The sequence below is a fragment of the Sphingobacterium sp. UBA5639 genome (assembly GCF_002421245.1).
Taxonomy (GTDB): Bacteria; Bacteroidota; Bacteroidia; order Sphingobacteriales; family Sphingobacteriaceae; genus Sphingobacterium; species Sphingobacterium multivorum.
In genome coordinates this window covers 14687-30847 of the sequence record NZ_DIJR01000005.1, presented here as the reverse complement: position 1 = coordinate 30847, position 16161 = coordinate 14687, and the positions used below count along the sequence as shown (strand labels likewise).

At 36.5% G+C, this 16161-nt stretch carries 13 protein-coding genes; 2 read left to right on the top strand and 11 right to left on the bottom strand.

Translation table 11 applies throughout. From position 1 onward, the window contains the following. Positions 1 to 64: 64 nt before the first annotated feature. The 3 genes from B4Z90_RS04055 to B4Z90_RS04045 form a co-directional block, all read right to left on the bottom strand. Complete coding sequence (locus B4Z90_RS04055) at positions 65 to 241, bottom strand: histone H1 (RefSeq protein WP_058699783.1); 177 nt, start codon at positions 239 to 241, stop codon at positions 65 to 67. A gap of 81 nt (positions 242 to 322) precedes the next feature. Continuing rightward, complete coding sequence (fabF, locus tag B4Z90_RS04050) at positions 323 to 1573, bottom strand: beta-ketoacyl-ACP synthase II (protein ID WP_058699782.1); 1251 nt, start codon at positions 1571 to 1573, stop codon at positions 323 to 325. A 55-nt stretch (positions 1574 to 1628) separates the two neighbouring features. Then, the gene (locus B4Z90_RS04045; protein ID WP_058699781.1) at positions 1629 to 2216 is read right to left on the bottom strand and encodes a TetR/AcrR family transcriptional regulator; all 588 of its coding nucleotides are present in this window, start codon (positions 2214 to 2216) and stop codon (positions 1629 to 1631) included. A gap of 221 nt (positions 2217 to 2437) precedes the next feature. On the opposite strand from B4Z90_RS04045, the gene B4Z90_RS04040 reads away from it, so the two are divergent. Together B4Z90_RS04040 and B4Z90_RS04035 are read left to right on the top strand one after the other, a co-directional pair. Then, positions 2438 to 2875, top strand: coding sequence for a DUF1896 domain-containing protein (locus B4Z90_RS04040; protein WP_058699780.1), 438 nt, complete (start codon positions 2438 to 2440; stop codon positions 2873 to 2875). Next, positions 2862 to 8246, top strand: a complete 5385-nt coding sequence (locus B4Z90_RS04035; protein WP_058699779.1) for an N-6 DNA methylase — start codon at positions 2862 to 2864, stop codon at positions 8244 to 8246. The genes B4Z90_RS04040 and B4Z90_RS04035 overlap by 14 nt, the downstream gene beginning before the upstream one ends. Positions 8247 to 8265: 19 nt before the next feature. Here the strand turns inward: B4Z90_RS04035 and B4Z90_RS04030 are convergent, their stop codons facing one another. The 8 genes from B4Z90_RS04030 to B4Z90_RS03995 form a co-directional block, all read right to left on the bottom strand. Next, positions 8266 to 9093, bottom strand: coding sequence for an RteC domain-containing protein (locus B4Z90_RS04030; RefSeq protein WP_058699778.1), 828 nt, complete (start codon positions 9091 to 9093; stop codon positions 8266 to 8268). Positions 9094 to 9175: 82 nt separating this feature from the next. After that, positions 9176 to 9961, bottom strand: coding sequence for a patatin-like phospholipase family protein (locus B4Z90_RS04025; protein ID WP_058699777.1), 786 nt, complete (start codon positions 9959 to 9961; stop codon positions 9176 to 9178). Between the two features lie 93 nt (positions 9962 to 10054). Beyond that, complete coding sequence (locus tag B4Z90_RS04020; RefSeq protein ID WP_058699776.1) at positions 10055 to 10306, bottom strand: hypothetical protein; 252 nt, start codon at positions 10304 to 10306, stop codon at positions 10055 to 10057. A gap of 43 nt (positions 10307 to 10349) precedes the next feature. After that, the gene (locus tag B4Z90_RS04015; protein ID WP_058699775.1) at positions 10350 to 10844 is read right to left on the bottom strand and encodes a hypothetical protein; all 495 of its coding nucleotides are present in this window, start codon (positions 10842 to 10844) and stop codon (positions 10350 to 10352) included. 215 nt (positions 10845 to 11059) lie between these two features. After that, on the bottom strand, positions 11060 to 11449 hold the full coding sequence (locus tag B4Z90_RS04010; RefSeq protein ID WP_058699774.1) for a DUF2147 domain-containing protein: 390 nt from the start codon (positions 11447 to 11449) through the stop codon (positions 11060 to 11062). A 48-nt stretch (positions 11450 to 11497) separates the two neighbouring features. Then, a complete protein-coding gene (locus B4Z90_RS04005; RefSeq protein WP_286801447.1) occupies positions 11498 to 11743 on the bottom strand; it encodes a transporter suffix domain-containing protein in 246 nt (81 codons plus the stop codon). 11 nt (positions 11744 to 11754) lie between these two features. Next, a complete protein-coding gene (locus B4Z90_RS04000; protein ID WP_058699772.1) occupies positions 11755 to 13065 on the bottom strand; it encodes a TolC family protein in 1311 nt (436 codons plus the stop codon). Continuing rightward, positions 13065 to 16145 carry an efflux RND transporter permease subunit gene (locus B4Z90_RS03995; protein WP_058699771.1) on the bottom strand — a complete coding sequence of 1027 codons (3081 nt, stop codon included), beginning with the start codon at positions 16143 to 16145 and terminating at the stop codon, positions 13065 to 13067. The genes B4Z90_RS04000 and B4Z90_RS03995 overlap by 1 nt, the downstream gene beginning before the upstream one ends. Positions 16146 to 16161 lie beyond the last annotated feature (16 nt).

Genomic DNA, 16161 nt, shown 5'->3' with positions numbered 1-16161 from the left:
ATAATTGAATATAAATAATCTTATTGAATTATTCCTCTGACACAGTTTACGTTACAGTCTCTTATTATGCCTTAGAAGCATCTAAAGATGCTTTTCTAAATTCTTTTAGCAGTTTTTCAAGTTCTAAAGAGGTTTTACGAGCTCTTGTTCCTGCTGCTTTGTTTCCTTTGTCTGCCTGTAATTCAGCATCTACTTTTAACGCTTCAAATGAAGCATTGATTTTTTCGATTAGTTCTTTCATTATGATAATGGATTAAATTGTGATGCAAAAATAAAAAAATATGCTTAAAGCATTTTCATAGAGATTTCCCTACTTTGTAATTTAGTAAATGTATTTTTTTAAGATTAAAGCTCCACAATGTCCCCCAAACCCAAAGCTGTTGCTCAAGGCATAATTCACCGTTTTTGAAAACGCCTTACTACCTAAGGACAGATTTAATTCTTTTGGTATATTTTCATCAATTTCGGTCGTATTTATAGTTGGTGGAATTAAATCGGTTTTTACGCTTAAACAAGTTGAAATGGCTTCAATAGCACCTGTACCTCCCAATAAATGCCCAGTCATAGATTTTGAAGCACTTACCTGAATTTTATCAAGGTTTGATGAAAATAATTTCTCAATCGCTTTAATTTCTGATAAATCACCAAGTCCAGTCGATGTCGCATGTGCATTAACATAATCAATATTATTTGGATTTAAGTTGGCTTCTTTTATACCTTCCCTCATGGCCAAAAATGCCCCAGTTCCTTCGGGATGCGTTCCCGTAATGTGATAGGCATCTGAACTTTCTCCACCACCTACAATTTCCGCGTAAATTTTAGCTCCTCTTTTTATTGCCGAGCCTAAGCTTTCGACAATCAAAGCCCCGGCTCCTTCACCGACCACAAATCCATCACGGCTTGTATCAAAAGGCCTTGAAGCAGTACCGAAATTTTCATTATTGGTCGACATGGCCTTCATCGCGTTGAACCCGCCAATGGAAGATGCTGTTATGGGAGCTTCAGAACCGCCCGTAATAACGATATCCGCTTTGCCTAAACGGATGTAATTAAATGCCTGAATAATGCTTTGTGTAGAAGAAGCACAAGCGGTAACAGGGCAATAATTAACTCCCCTTAATCCGTAATTGATAGAAATTATACCAGACAAGCCATTAGAAATGATCTTGGTAATAAAAAATGGATTAAACTTTGGTTGAAAATTACCTTTTGCATAATCGATGACTTCATGCTCGAACGTTTCAAAGCCACCAATTCCACTGGAAAAAATGACACCTATCCGGTTTACATTCAATTTCGAAAAATCTAATTCTGCATCTTTTACAGCTTCATCTACGCAAATAAGTCCGTACTGCGTAAATCTGTCCATTTTTCTTGCTTCTTTCCGATCGAAGTAATCTAAAGCCTCATAATTCTTGATTTCACATGCAAATTTTGTCTTGAAATTTGTTGTGTCAAAACGCGTTATTTTGTCGGCACCAGAGTCTCCGTTAAGCAAGTTGTTCCAATATTCCATTGTGTTTTTTCCAATAGGAGTAATTGCTCCTAATCCTGTGATAACTACTCTTTCCATTTTTTTAATATTTACGCATATACCTACCGGTATATGCTTGTTCAAATTTTTTTATTTAAATTTTCAGACTATTAATTTCAGACTGTAAAAAATCGATGCTTTCCATCAATATTTCTGGTTTTTCAAGTGTTTTTGCTAGCAAAATACTTCCTTCAATCAGAGCAATTAACCGATATGCAAAAACACTCGCATCCAAATTTTTTATTTCATTTTTATTGGCACCATCTTCCAGTATGGAGACAATGGTCTTGTGCCAACTTTGGATTGATTTAGTGACCTCCATTTTTAGCAAATCATTTCCATCATCTGCGTCAACGGATGTATTCAAGATGGCACAACCTCCGTTTTGGAATATTGGCTTAAATTCCGTTTTGTAATGACCTAAGAATGCAATCATTTTTTCGGCTGAATGCTCTATTTGATTTATTTTGCCGAGTATTTTTTCAGATTGGAATTTGTAATTGTATCTAAAAGCTTCTACAGCAACCTCATTTTTGTCTTTGAAGTTTCCATAAATACTACCTTTTGTCAAGCCTGTTGCATCAGTCAAATCGGATAAATACGTCCCTGTATATCCCTTTTTGTTGAAAATTGAAGCTGTTTTTTCAATAATGTATTGTCGTGTTTTTTCTGATCTTACCATATTGCAAATATACCGTACGGTATTTGATTGTGCAAATTCATTATAATTTTTTTAATAGACTATTTGTCTCTTAAAATCTGGAACCTCTCAGATGATTGAAATTCTCGTTGCATATTACGCCAAATCCTACCTCTCAAAGCCAAATCCTACCACTTCTATAAAAACTTTGCCTTACTGCTCTAATTTTAGGATTTACGCAAAAATTCTAAATAAAATTTACCATGAGTACACTGCAAAAAGACTTGTCGTATTTCAGACTACGACTGCAAGAACACCTTAACAGCAGCTTCCCCGAAAAAGCAAGCGACCAGAAATTTATTGACCAACGATCTTCATGGGCAGCAAATGCTTATGAAGGAGCATTTCTTTCGGGCAACGCTATAGAGCAATGTAGTGAAATTGCCAATTACATATTATTTGAAGGCTTACATTTCTCCCGTTTCGACACCATTTTTCAAGTGGTTTGCAATGAGTTTGATGCTTTAATGGCAGATGAAGAATTGAAACCATTTGCCCTAAAAATGTTTCCCGTCTGTGAATCTGTTTTCTTGAAATATGAATTAACCGATGATTTCGCATACTGTCATGAGTTTGATGAGCTCTACACAGAAATAACCGGTACCATTTCAATCTGGATAGAGGAAAATGGGCTTCAGTAAACGTCTTCATCTCCAACAGAATATTGAAGCCTTACGTACTGCTTTTAAATTGGAGAAGGAACAGCGGCAAGCTACCGCAGGCGAAAGACTGCTAATGATGCATTATAGCGGATTTGGTGGTCTAAAGTTCGTATTGAACCCTATCTCCAGTGAAGTAGATATCAATCATTGGCGAAAAAACGAACATGATCTTTTTCCAATTACACAGGAATTACACCAACTATTAATGGAGAATTCCGTTGATGATAAACAGTACAGAAAATATGTGGACAGTATGAAAAGCTCTGTCCTAACAGCATTTTACACACCACCACAGGTTATAGATGCTATCTCATTTGCTCTGAAAGATAGTGGACTTAAAATACAGAATTTTCTGGAACCATCAGCAGGTATTGGTGCATTCATACAATCTTTTGCAGATAACGAAGAGACTAGGGTTACTGCCTATGAAAAAGATGTATTAACCGGGAAGATACTAAAACACCTCTATCCAGAAAGTAATATCCGTGTAAGTGGCTTTGAGGAAATTTCCGAAAAAGAACAGAACAGCTATGATGTAATCGCAAGTAATATTCCGTTTGGAGATACTGCTGTATTTGATTTATCCTATTCCCGAAGTAAAGATTATGCAAAAGTACAAGCAGCCAGAAGTATTCATAACTATTTCTTTTTGAAAGGGAATGATATGCTTCGGGAAGGAGGTTTACAGTTTTTCATTACCTCGCAAGGAGTATTAAATAGTCCTAAGAATGAGCCGATACGTAGAGCATTAATGGAAAACAACAATTTGGTGTCAGCTATCCGATTGCCAAATAACTTATTTACAGAGTATGCAGGCACAGAAGTAGGCTCTGATTTGATAATCCTACAAAAGAATACAATTAAGCAAAGCTTATCTGAAGCAGAAGAACTGTTTTGCCAAAGTCAACAGACTGTATACAATACACCAGGGAATGCATTATTTTATAATAACAGCAGGATTGTACATACTGAAAGTAAATTAGATACTGACCCTTACGGACAGCCCGCTTTGATCTATAAACACAATGATGGTGTAAATGGAATTGCTAAAGACCTAACACAAATGCTTTCTAAAGACTTTGGTAGGAATTTAAACTTAGCTTTATACAAAGGTGAACGAAATGAGGAGCCGGCAATAGAAATTCCCGTTACACCAATTTTTACACCTCCTATAATTGAATCAGCAATTACCCAACAGGAACAACAAAGAATTTCACCGCCACAAGAACTAAAACAGCTGAGTATTTTTGACTTATTTGGCAATGATGATGAGTCTATAACAGTAATTGCACCACCAAAGAAAACAGCCCAAAGTCAAAAGAAAAAGTTTAACAGAAACCGTACTCCGATTGGAAAGCAAACCAATCTTTTCAGTGGTGGTATGCAACAACCCTATGTACAGCCTGTTAACAATGAATCTATAAGTAAACCTAAAAACAATGAGCCAAGAGAGCTAATCGGAGATTTATTTTCGCAGGTAAACGAAAAAGATACTGTTGATAAGCTAGTTCTAAAAAACACACTTCCAGAGCCTGCTTTGTATAGTCAGGAAATACAAGCATTTCACCGTAATGACTGCCTTGTGGTAAACAATGGCTGGGTTGGTCATTTACAAAATGTTGACAAAGTTGACAAAACAGGTATATTCCATCCTTTGCAATTGACTTCTTCACAGAAAGCAAGAGCTGAAGCCTATATTGCTATAAGGGATACCTACATAGATCTTTATCAAAAGGAAGCAGAGAAACAAACCGAACATAACTCAGAAAGAGAAACCCTTAACTATTTGTATGATGCTTTTGTAAGAAAGTATGGTAACCTGAATAGTGCTGATAATATTAAGCTTATTAAAACGGATAGTGCGGGGAAAGAAGTACCGTATCTGGAACGTACAATTGGTGGAGTGATACATAAAGCCGATGTATTTAGTCATCCTGTTAGTTTTTCCATCTCTACACTGGCAACGGACAATCCAGAAGAAGCATTAGCAGCTTCATTAAACAAATACGGAACTGTAGATCTGGAATACATGTCTGAAATCAGCAGTATGTCTGCCGATGCTCTTAAAGAAGCCTTGAATGACCGTATTTATTACAATCCGTTAGCTAATGAATACGAAATAGCGGAACGTTGGATTGCAGGAAATGTGGTTGAAAAGGCACACGAACTTAGAAGCCATGTTGAAAATAATCCTGAGGATAAAGAAGCTGCACGAAGCTTAACTATATTGGAAGAATCCCGACCAAGAAGAATAGAGTTTGAAGAACTTGATTTTAATTTAGGTGAGCGATGGATACCGTCCGGAATCTACGCACGCTTTGCCTCACATCTTTTCGACACAGAAGTAAGAATACACTATTCAGATAGTTCAGATGATTTTTCCGTAACCTCTAAACAGGGCAATCAACATATTTGGGAAAAATATGCCGTAAAATCGGAAAGCAGAACATTTGATGGAATTGCGTTACTGAAACACGCTTTAGTAAACACGACACCCGATATTACTAAAAAAGTTACGATTGGAGATCAAGAGGTTAAAGTAAGGGATATGGAAGCCATACAAATGGCAAACAGTAAAATTGATGAAATAAGAACAGCCTTTACTGAATGGCTCCATGCTCAAAACGATGAGTTCAAAACACGACTTACAGATCAATATAATGATAAGTTCAATTGTTTTGTCCGCCCCAATTATGATGGAAGCCATCAGGATTTTCCTGGTCTGGATCGCAAGGCTTTGGGCATAAATGATCTTTATGGAAGTCAAAAGGATACCGTTTGGATGATTAAGCTGAATAACGGAGCCATCTGCGACCATGAAGTCGGTGCAGGAAAAACTTTAGTAATGTGTACAGCGGCACAGGAAATGAAACGACTGGGTTTGGCTCATAAGCCAATGATCATTGGTTTGAAAAGCAATGTTCATGAGATTGCAGAAGCCTATCGTACTGCATATCCGCATGCTAAAATCCTGTTTCCAGGGAAAGATGATTTTACACCTCAAAAACGCTTGCGAATCTTTGGCGATATAAAAAACAATGATTGGGATTGCGTGATATTGACGCATGATCAGTTTGGAATGATACCGCAATCGCCCGAAGTACAAAAGGAAATTCTTGAAATTGAACTGGATAATGTAGAACGAAATCTTGATGCTATGCAATCGCAAGGTGCTGAAGTAACAAGAGGTATGCTTGCAGGAGCTATCAAAAGGAAAGAAAACCTCGAAGTAAAACTTAAAACGCTGCAACACGATATTGAGAATAGAAAAGATGATATTGTAGATTTTAAAATGATGGGTATAGATCATCTGTTTATCGACGAAAGCCACCAGTTTAAGAACTTGATGTTTAATACCCGACATAGTCGTGTAGCAGGATTGGGAAATGTAGATGGTAGTCAGAAAGCCCTGAACTTATTGTTTGCTATACGTACTATTCAGGATCGTACCAATGCCGACATGGGAGCTACCTTTCTTTCGGGAACCACCATCAGTAACTCTTTAACGGAGTTGTATCTGTTATTCAAATATCTTAGACCAAGGGCATTAGAAAAACAAGGTATAAACTGTTTTGATGCATGGGCGGCTATTTATGCAAGAAAAACTACGGATTATGAATTTTCTGTAGCCAATAATATTGTGGCAAAGGAACGATTTCGTTATTTTATTAAAGTACCGGAGCTAGCTCAGTTCTATTCTGAAATTACAGATTATCGCACAGCAAAGGATATAGGGATTGACCGACCGGAGAAAAAGGAAATACTGTACAATATTCCACCTACACCAGACCAGGCAAAATTTATACAAAACCTGATGCAGTTTGCAAAATCCGGGGATGCTACCTTGCTTGGAAGACCGCCATTATCTAAAACGGAAGAAAAAGCAAAAATGCTCATTGCAACAGACTACGCACGTAAAATGTCGCTGGATATGCGTATGGTGAGTGGTGCTTATTATGATCATCCTGATAACAAGGCTTCGCACTGTGCCGATAATATCGCCAAATATTACCAAAAGTTTAATGCACAAAAAGGAACACAATTCGTTTTTTCTGATTTGGGGACCTACAAGTCCGGAGAGTGGAACGTGTATTCTGAAATCAAGAAAAAACTGGTAGAAACACATGGTATTCCTGCTCACGAAGTCCGTTTCATACAGGAAGCTAAAACAGATAATCAACGTAAGGAGCTGATTAAGGGAATGAATGAAGGTAAAATTCGGGTACTATTTGGCTCTACAAGTATGCTTGGAACAGGAGTCAACGCACAGAAGAGAGCTGTAGCTATACATCATTTAGATACACCCTGGAGACCTAGTGATCTTGCCCAAAGAGATGGTCGGGCAATTCGTAAAGGCAATGAAATAGCCAAGCATTTTGCCGATAATAAAGTGGATGTGGTCATCTATGCCGTAGAAAAATCACTGGACAGTTATAAGTTTAATCTATTGTTCAACAAACAACTATTCATAGACCAGCTAAAATCAAATAATCTCGGTAAGAGAACTATTGATGAAGGAAGTATGGATGAAAAGTCAGGAATGAATTTTTCTGAATACGTAGCAATTCTATCAGGAAATACTGACCTTTTAGACAAGGCGAAAGTAGAAAAGCAAATTGCAGGCTTGGAAAGTGAGAAACAGGCATTTAATAGGTCAAAATATAGTGCTAAATATAAACTTGAAGATTTCACAGCAGAGCTTAACAAAGCTCAGTCGCGACATGATCGTATGAGTCTTGATTGGAGTAATCTGCAACAACGTATTCAAAAGAACCAGGATGGTACGATTGTAAACGCTATTCAGCTCACAGGTCTTCCTGCTACTGCTACCATCAAGCAAATAGGTACTAACCTTAATGAATTAACAGATAAATCCCGAACAGGTGGAGATTATGAAGAAATCGGAAGTTTATATGGTTTTCAATTATTGGTAAAAACCGAAATGTCAGAAAAAGATGGAGTCGATATTCGAGTGAACCGTTTTTTTGTACAAGGCGAAGGAAATATAAAATATACATTCAATAATGGAATAATGGCGAAAGAGCCGGAAACTGCCTCAATGAATTTTTTGCGGGCACTGGAAAAACTACCATCCTATATCGCTAAAGAGCAAGAAAATATAACTGATTTTCAAAAAGATATTCCAATACTTCAGGGAGTAGTGGATGGTATATGGACAAAAGAATGTCGACTGAGCGAGCTTAAAACCGAACTTGCCGCAATCGACCGTAAGATTCAACTATCCATTACACCCCAATCAAATAAACAGGAAGATACTCAAAATGAGGCTAAGCTACCAGAATTAACTGCTTCAATGACAAAAAATATAAGTACTAAAAATACATTTTAGCGTAAATATAAATAAACTCTCACTTATCGTCCTGTTCATCCATTTTTTTGCTTAAAACATCTCTAAGAGAGTCTAGAAACTTGGTTTTGTTGATTTTCCTATTACGTAGTTCTAAATAAGTATGATAAAAATCACCGATATCTACATTAAACATTCTTGAAAACACTCTTGAGATCTGTTTGATATCAGCATGACCATAATCCAATACCCCCTGAGCTTGCAAGGCATAAATAAGTTCAACTAATGCAGCTTTACTTCCTGTCCAGTTCAAAGAATAGTGTGGACTTTTTGCACTTGAAATGTTTGAAAGCCCAAAAATTCTGTCTTCAATATATAGTTGGATAAGATCATTTGCTAAAATTTTTGCAACTTTATAATCATGGCTAGTACAGAATCTATGATCTGTCTCAAAATAATAACTATCTAAGCTTAGTTTGATATCATATTTCCCTCGCAAAAAATATTTATCATCTAGGTAAGTACTATTTGTTCTGTAATATTTGTAAAACTCAAGATTATTATCAAAATATAGCTTCAATTTTGTAATCTCATTTTTTAGATACTTTTTCGTTACCTTATCTCCACCATAAGGGATTTTAGCCTCAATCTTATAAATACCGTTGTAATAAATCAACTTAGCAACAAACTGCGGTTTTATCTTCTTAAAAAAGCAGATTTCTTCATTAGCATCTTTAAAACCCTTTTCAATGATAAACTCCTTTACCTCGTTGAGTTTTTTTTGTGCAATTTCAATTGCGTCTTCTGCAAGCAACATTGTTTTATCACATGATAAATCATTTAGGTGGTCATTTAGCTGCTGTAATTTTTCATAACAGTATTTTTTCATCTATTAAATTGTTGCGATTTTTGAGTTATGAAACTTAATATGATATTTATCCAATAGGCAATAGTCTACTAATGTTTTATACTCAACAGTTATTATCCTGTCTTAAAGACAGCAAATCATCTTCAAATTTTTTAGCATGTTCATATCCTATTTGATATATTTCATCCATATGTTTTGTGTCGAAAGTTGAAAACTTTCGAAGTTCTCCCGGCTGTATAAAGACGTCGCAGTAATTTGCTCCTTCTTTATCTATTTTTGAAGTAATTATTCGGATAATGCGGTCCATGATTTCACCATATCCCATATGTCCCCTTGCAATCTCAATAGAATTTACATCCACTCCAACACTCTTTCCGCATGTTGCATTTATGTGTTCAACAGGAAAATTATTTAGTATACCTCCATCGCATAATATAGTATCATTATGATAATTGACGGGGACAAAGACCATAGGGAAACAACATGAAGATTTAATTGCCAAACTTAGGCAGCCCTGATTGAACACCAACGACCGAGCATTACTCAAATCAGTAACAGAAACATATAATGGGACTTTGAGCTGCTCAAAACTGTTATGAGGGATATATTTGGTAATAATCCTTTCAAATATATCTGGACTGAACATTCCTCCATTACCTCGAAATAAATCTGTGTAATTGAAAAACTTTTCTGTTTTTGCAAATTTGAAAATCTCTGCAGGACTGTAGCCTTCCGCAATAAAGGCACCAATAAGTGCACCTGCGCTTGCACCTGAAATAGCATCAAATGAGATTCCTAACTCTTCCATACATTGGAGAACACCAAGGTGAGCTATTCCTCTAAACCCACCTCCTGAAAGTGTAATCCCAATTTTATTATTTACTATCATTATTCAATTCCCCTTCCTACTTATAGATTATAATTATTCGACATTATTAGTGTCTCTAGTCCGTAATTTTTGAGACTTTATCTGACTTAGGAATTACATTATAAATACCTTATACTCCCTGCTAGGTGTCGGTGGAACTAACATTGTTTTAACCCACGAGGGATCTAGCGCTTTGCCTTCACTGTCTAGGAAAGAGTTCGTAATTATTCTTGCCAAGTCTTCAGGATTGCCACCGATTAACGGCTTACCCTCAAAATAGAGCTCGTTATGTAGCTGAAAAAAAATATCTACAACCTGCTCCACAGAACAGTTGATCTTTATTTTTTTAGAATTTACTTTATCCATAATCTTTTATTTTTTGTTACTAAGAGCTTTTACTGACGTTCCGTCATCTTTTTTGATTGCTCAAATTCGTTCGAAAACCTAAAGCGATATTGGTACCACCAAGCTTACTGTCAAAGACATGAGAACGCCGTAGAGCATTGAAATGCTGTAATTCGATATACAATGCAAATTTTTTATTAACACGATATGATGCAAAACCACCCAATCTATAAGTCTCGTAAGCTTTTGTTTCCGAGCGCGTATTGATACTGGCAACACTTCCCTGAACCTCGGTAAAAGGGCTTGTGAGCCATAATAAACCAAACCCAGTAAAACCCCCAATTTCAATTCTGTCACCAATAACTGTATTTGATCCGATATCTACGAACGCACCGATTAAAGAGCGATTCCCCTTGTTTATAACGGAAAATCCATCGACTGATCTACTATTTGTAAAACTGTAAAGTGATATCTCATATACGGCTCTGAAGAATATACTCTTGTTGTACCGATATTGGAAGCCAGTCATCGTTCTTATACCAATATTACTATGCTTCATAAAATCTGAACGCGGGATGCTGAGTCCAAATGAAGTAGTAATCTCTATTTTATCTCTATAGCTGTTACTTATGGTGTCTTGAGAAAATACGTAGTTGCTAAAAAAAAACAAAAAAGCAATTATTATACAACACCTATTATTAGATGGGATCATTTTCCCAATGATTTAAATTATTACATACAATCATTTGACATTTAAAATTTATATTACTAAGTCTATAATTTCGTCCAAATTTCACTATGCCAAATAAATCCCCATTTAAGCTTAAATGTCAAACTCTTTCCATCACCATCACTGATAATCCACATACTTTGATATTCTTTATCGTCGTTTAGGTCAATTGAAGTTCCTTTATATTCACCTTTTGATGTTTCAAGTATGTTCTTAGCCACTACTTTTCCATTATTTAACTTTTCTTTCTGTTTGGGAGCTTCTAATTGTTTGATATTAAAACCTTTTCCTACTTTGTAGACTTCGACTATCATTTTATCTTTTGAAAGCCACTTTCCTGTAAATTTATCTTCCTTATTCTGCCCATAAGCTGAGCAGATAAGAAATAGAAATGCTGTCAAAAATATTACTGTAAAATTTACGCTCTTTTGCATGTTTTCATTTTTATTGATTAGTGAACCATTTAAAATTTATTAATATACCTAGTTTTCTTTGGTGTTCTTACTGAATAAGTTCTTGAACCACTGCTTGATTTTACCCCAATATGCTTTTCCAAGAAGTGCAATAGCTGATACAAAAAATACCTCGCCGACAATAACCACCGTTGTTGTCACAATTGCCTTATTAGGGATATCAGTAAATGGTATTATGGGTGCACCAACCCAGCATATGAGCGTGATGCCAAAGAATATAAAACCAAGTGTCTTTTTAAAATTTCTTTTATCCATTGTTGTATAATTTATCTTCCGGTTTCTCTAAGATAGAGGTATCTAGCAACTAGAAATCCCGTGTATGCTTCTGTGTACTGATCTCTGCTCTGTTGTAATAGTGACTGGGCATCAATAAGATCGCTTAATATGCTTAGCCCATTCTGATATTGGTCTTTATTTATTCGCACATTTTCCTCAGCTGTCTCAATGGCCTGTTTGGCCAATAGTAACTTATTGTAATTTTCATTTAATTTGTTCCAATAACTTTGGAACATCACAAATAGCTTTTGATCAGTATCTTTTTTCTCGTATTCTGCCCTGTCTATCTGAGTTTGCTTTTTACGGAGATTGTAAGAACCGCCCCACCAGTCTGAAATGGGAAGGGTTAAAGTTGCATGAACCATAGTAGACGGATTTCTATTTTTAAAAATATCATTGTATTGGTAATATCCAGCTCCAACACCAAAGTATGGAAGCAATTTACCACGTTCTATTTTCTTTTCCAGTTGTTTAGCTTCAATGTTTTTACTTAGGAGCTTGTGCATATTCGTATTTGTTACGGCCTGGTTATGATCCACAAGGAGAGTAACGGGATTGGAAATATACTCTTGATCCTTGGTTTCTATTTCGAATTGACCACCATCTACATTCATTAACTGTGCAAGCTGAATTTTTAATAAACTGATACCGTTTTCTAGTTCTACACTAGCTGTCTTTATCTCGTTCTGTTTCAACTGTACCTGCAATAAATCGTTTCTATTTGTAACGCCTGCATCTACAGCAACTTTAACGTCGCTGAAAAGATTATCAGCTAGATTTTTCATTACATCAATAGTTTTGCGTTTCTCATATAGGGATACTAATGTCCAATAGTATTGTTCTACGTTTACTAGTAAATTCTTTTCAGCTTCCTGAGTCTGATATTTACTGACATCTTCGCCTAACTCTGCTAATTTATTTCCATAATAAATCTGTCCTCCTGTAAAAACGGGCTGTTCTAAAGATATACCTAGCATATAGCCATTTTTCCTGTCCCTTACATTGGGCATTCCCGGAAAACTTGAACCAAGCATGTTTATCATTTCTGCGGATTCTTTGCCAATCATTCCTTCTTTAAGATGATAACCTAATCCGAAGGCACTTACTTTTGGAAAATAATTGGTAAAAGCTTCCTTTTTAGTTAAAGATGCTTCCTCCATAGACAAACGATCAGCTTTTAGCGCATTGTTATTCTTTAACGTGAGTTCTTTGCACTGTTCCAGCGTATATGTAGTCTGTGCTGAAGCAGCACTTGTAGCCAAAAAAAGAAGGGCAAAAAATATATAGTGAAGAGATTTCATTATTTTACGATTTTAGTATCCTGTTTTCTGTAAACGAGCCAATAAGAAACAGGCAGGATTGTTAATATAAAGACCATGGAGAATAGTGCTCCGAAACAGATGATAGCTGCCATTGGTCCCCAGAGAGGGCTTCCAACAACCAACATCGTAATTACACCAACTGAAGCGGCTACCGAAGTCAATACAATTGGCCTCATCCTTCTTTTTCCAGCTTCCAATGCAGCTTCTTTTACTGTCATTTTCTCGTTTTTTCTAAGCTTATCAGCATAGTCAAAAAGGATAATACCATTCCTCATTACAATACCGATTAGACATACGAATCCCAGAACTGAAGTCATTCCGAATTCAAATCCGGTTACCCATATTCCAAATGCGGCACCGAAAAAACAGAGTACGGTTGATGCCAGCGTCAGGTTGGCCAGACTGATTTTCTTGTAGTGAAAAACAAGTACAAAATAGATGATGAATATGGCTATCAACAGAGCAATAAGCGTTTGCGGAACTGACTCTTCATTTGATTCTGAAACACCACCATATTTAACTTCAACATTCTTATAGTCATCTTTTTTAAGAAGGGAATCTACCAAGGTACTTACCTTAGGAAATATATCATTTGGATTTACATTTCGCTTAAGATCGGCAAGTACAGACATCGTATAAATGCCATTGCGTGTGTTTATCTGTCCATCTCTCCAAGCAGGCGAAACTTCGGCAACTTGATTCAACGGTACAGATACACCAGCCATGTTTGGCACATATATATCACCTAAACGATTAAGTTGCCTTAGGCTGTCTACTTCACCTCTCAACGTGATATTCATCTTGTAGTCATCCTCCCAAACATTTGTTATATCAAAGCCTTTATTAATCACACCAAGTTCCTGTGCCACAGAATTGTTAGAGATTCCCTGACGATTAGCAAGTTGTTGGTCTATATTTATCTGTACCGACGACGATGGATTTTCTGCATCGTTATGTACCCAAAGGAATTCATCCATTTTAGATAAATCACGGATCAGCTCTTTAGACATGGATTTCAATGTGGTTTCATCGGCACCTGTCAATCTTACTTCTATAGGATAGCGTACTACCTCATTATCTAGCTGCTTAAAGAAAACATAAGCTCTCGGGAAATGAAAGGCATATTTGTCTGCATATTCATTCAGTATTTCTTCTGTAGCTTTATTTGATTTGGTGTTAACAATAAATTGAGCGTAGTTTTTCGAAGGCATATTGGGTGAATAACCTGAATGGAAACGAGGGGAGCTTGCTCCGATAAAAGAAGTAATGGATAGTACCCTATCATCTTTTTTCAAGACTTTTTCCAGACTGTCAGCCACTTTTTCGGTTTGAACCAAAGAATTGCCCTGTGGAAGATAAATTTCTACTGCAAATAGATCACGTTCAGCAATAGGCATCATTCTCATCTTGGCATTTCCCAGCATTAACATAGCCAACACCACAGAAGTAATTAAGATAGATAGGGTTAATACCGGACGTTTAAAGAATACCGGAAGAAGCTTATCATAACCTGACTGAATTCGGTCAAGAAAACTTTTCTTGGTGTCTTCCTTATCTTTATGCAAACCTTTTTTTATCAGGATATACTGCATAAAAGGAATGATAAACAAGGCTACTGCAAGAGAAACAAAGAGTGTGATTGTAAGCGTCCACGGGTAAGAAAACATAAAGTCTTTATTCGGTCCTTTCAGTGTGATAAGAAAGGGGAAGAACGTAACGCTAATGATAAGTGTTGCAGAAACCAGAGATTTGAAATACTCTCCCGCACCTGCAATTGATGCATGCCAGCGGGACATGCCCTCATCAAGATGCTCAATGTAGCTATCTACTATAACGATACAGTCATCTACGATAAGACCGAGTACAACTATGAGTGCTGCAAACGTAACAACATTTAATTCGAAACCTGCTGCATACATAATTCCCAATGAGATAAAAATCGTAATGGGAATAGAAGTAGCTGCTACTGCTGCAACACGTACGGGCATAAAAAATACAGTAACAAGTACAACCGAGATTATGGCTATAAGCATCTCGATCAGAAACTCATCGACTGATTTTTGTACAACTTTTGATTGATCGACAATGGTACTGATTTTAACATCGGAAGGAAGTTTGGCTCCTTCCTCTAAAAGGATGGAGTTTAATTCCTTTCCGAAACGGGTAATATCATTCCCTGTCTGCATTTCGACAGACATCAACAAGCACTTTTTTCCGTTATTCTTGATAAAATTATCTGGTGTAGGATATTCTCTCACAATATTCGCTACATCCTTTAACCGAAGTATATCCGTTTGTCCATCACCCCTGATAATTTGATTGGCAATGTTCTGTTCGGTCTGATTCGCAGTATTTAGATAGATTGGGACTGACATATCTCCGTTATCTATATCACCTGCATACCCTTTCAGTCCTTGTGTATAGAGTACTTCTCCGATTTCCTGAACCTGAATGCCATTTTTTGCCATTTTTCCTTTATCTAGATAGATGGCTATCCTTTCTTTCTGCTCTCCTGATTTTGTCAACTTTGAAACTTCGGGTACCTGTCTTAGTCTCGATTCTATTTTCTCCAAATAGCCTTCAAGCTGTCGGTAAGTTTTACTTTCGGACTCGACTGAAAACAGTAAAGCTGAAGTTTCACCGAACTCTGAATCTACTACCAGCGCCAATACCTCGGGAGGCAGTTCCTGTTTAAGTTCATTTAAGCCGTGTCTTATTTTTGCCCATACCTCATCCTTGTTTTTTACATAATCATTCAAGGTAATGTAAACGTAAACAATACCGTCTTTAGACTGTGAATAGGTAGCCTTTCTTTTTACTTCTTTATATTTGAAAAGATGTTCTTCCAAAGGTTTGGTCAGTTGTTTTGCGACCTGTTCTGAATTAGCTCCGGGGTATATTCCCGCAATAATCCCCTGATTTATATTTACAGTTGGATATTCCTGTTTGGGCATATAGAGAAGCCCACCAATTCCCGCTAGTAGAAGTAACGCCGTTACTAAAAAGACAACTTTATGGTAACGCATAGCCCATGCTACTGCTTTAATATTATTTGCCATTTCTTATAGTTCAAGT

Bases quoted from the DNA above. Each gene is read 5' to 3' on its own strand.
- B4Z90_RS03995 (WP_058699771.1), bottom strand. From the start codon at position 16,145: ATGGCAAATAATATTAAAGCAGTAGCATGGGCTATGCGTTACCATAAA.
- B4Z90_RS04005 (WP_286801447.1), bottom strand. From the start codon at position 11,743: ATGGATAAAAGAAATTTTAAAAAGACACTTGGTTTTATATTCTTTGGC.
- fabF (WP_058699782.1), bottom strand. From the start codon at position 1,573: ATGGAAAGAGTAGTTATCACAGGATTAGGAGCAATTACTCCTATTGGA.
- B4Z90_RS04025 (WP_058699777.1), bottom strand. From the start codon at position 9,961: ATGATAGTAAATAATAAAATTGGGATTACACTTTCAGGAGGTGGGTTT.
- B4Z90_RS04055 (WP_058699783.1), bottom strand. From the start codon at position 241: ATGAAAGAACTAATCGAAAAAATCAATGCTTCATTTGAAGCGTTAAAA.
- B4Z90_RS04010 (WP_058699774.1), bottom strand. From the start codon at position 11,449: ATGCAAAAGAGCGTAAATTTTACAGTAATATTTTTGACAGCATTTCTA.
- B4Z90_RS04015 (WP_058699775.1), bottom strand. From the start codon at position 10,844: ATGAAGCATAGTAATATTGGTATAAGAACGATGACTGGCTTCCAATAT.
- B4Z90_RS04045 (WP_058699781.1), bottom strand. From the start codon at position 2,216: ATGGTAAGATCAGAAAAAACACGACAATACATTATTGAAAAAACAGCT.
- B4Z90_RS04020 (WP_058699776.1), bottom strand. From the start codon at position 10,306: ATGGATAAAGTAAATTCTAAAAAAATAAAGATCAACTGTTCTGTGGAG.
- B4Z90_RS04000 (WP_058699772.1), bottom strand. From the start codon at position 13,065: ATGAAATCTCTTCACTATATATTTTTTGCCCTTCTTTTTTTGGCTACA.
- B4Z90_RS04030 (WP_058699778.1), bottom strand. From the start codon at position 9,093: ATGAAAAAATACTGTTATGAAAAATTACAGCAGCTAAATGACCACCTA.
- B4Z90_RS04040 (WP_058699780.1), top strand. From the start codon at position 2,438: ATGAGTACACTGCAAAAAGACTTGTCGTATTTCAGACTACGACTGCAA.
- B4Z90_RS04035 (WP_058699779.1), top strand. From the start codon at position 2,862: ATGGGCTTCAGTAAACGTCTTCATCTCCAACAGAATATTGAAGCCTTA.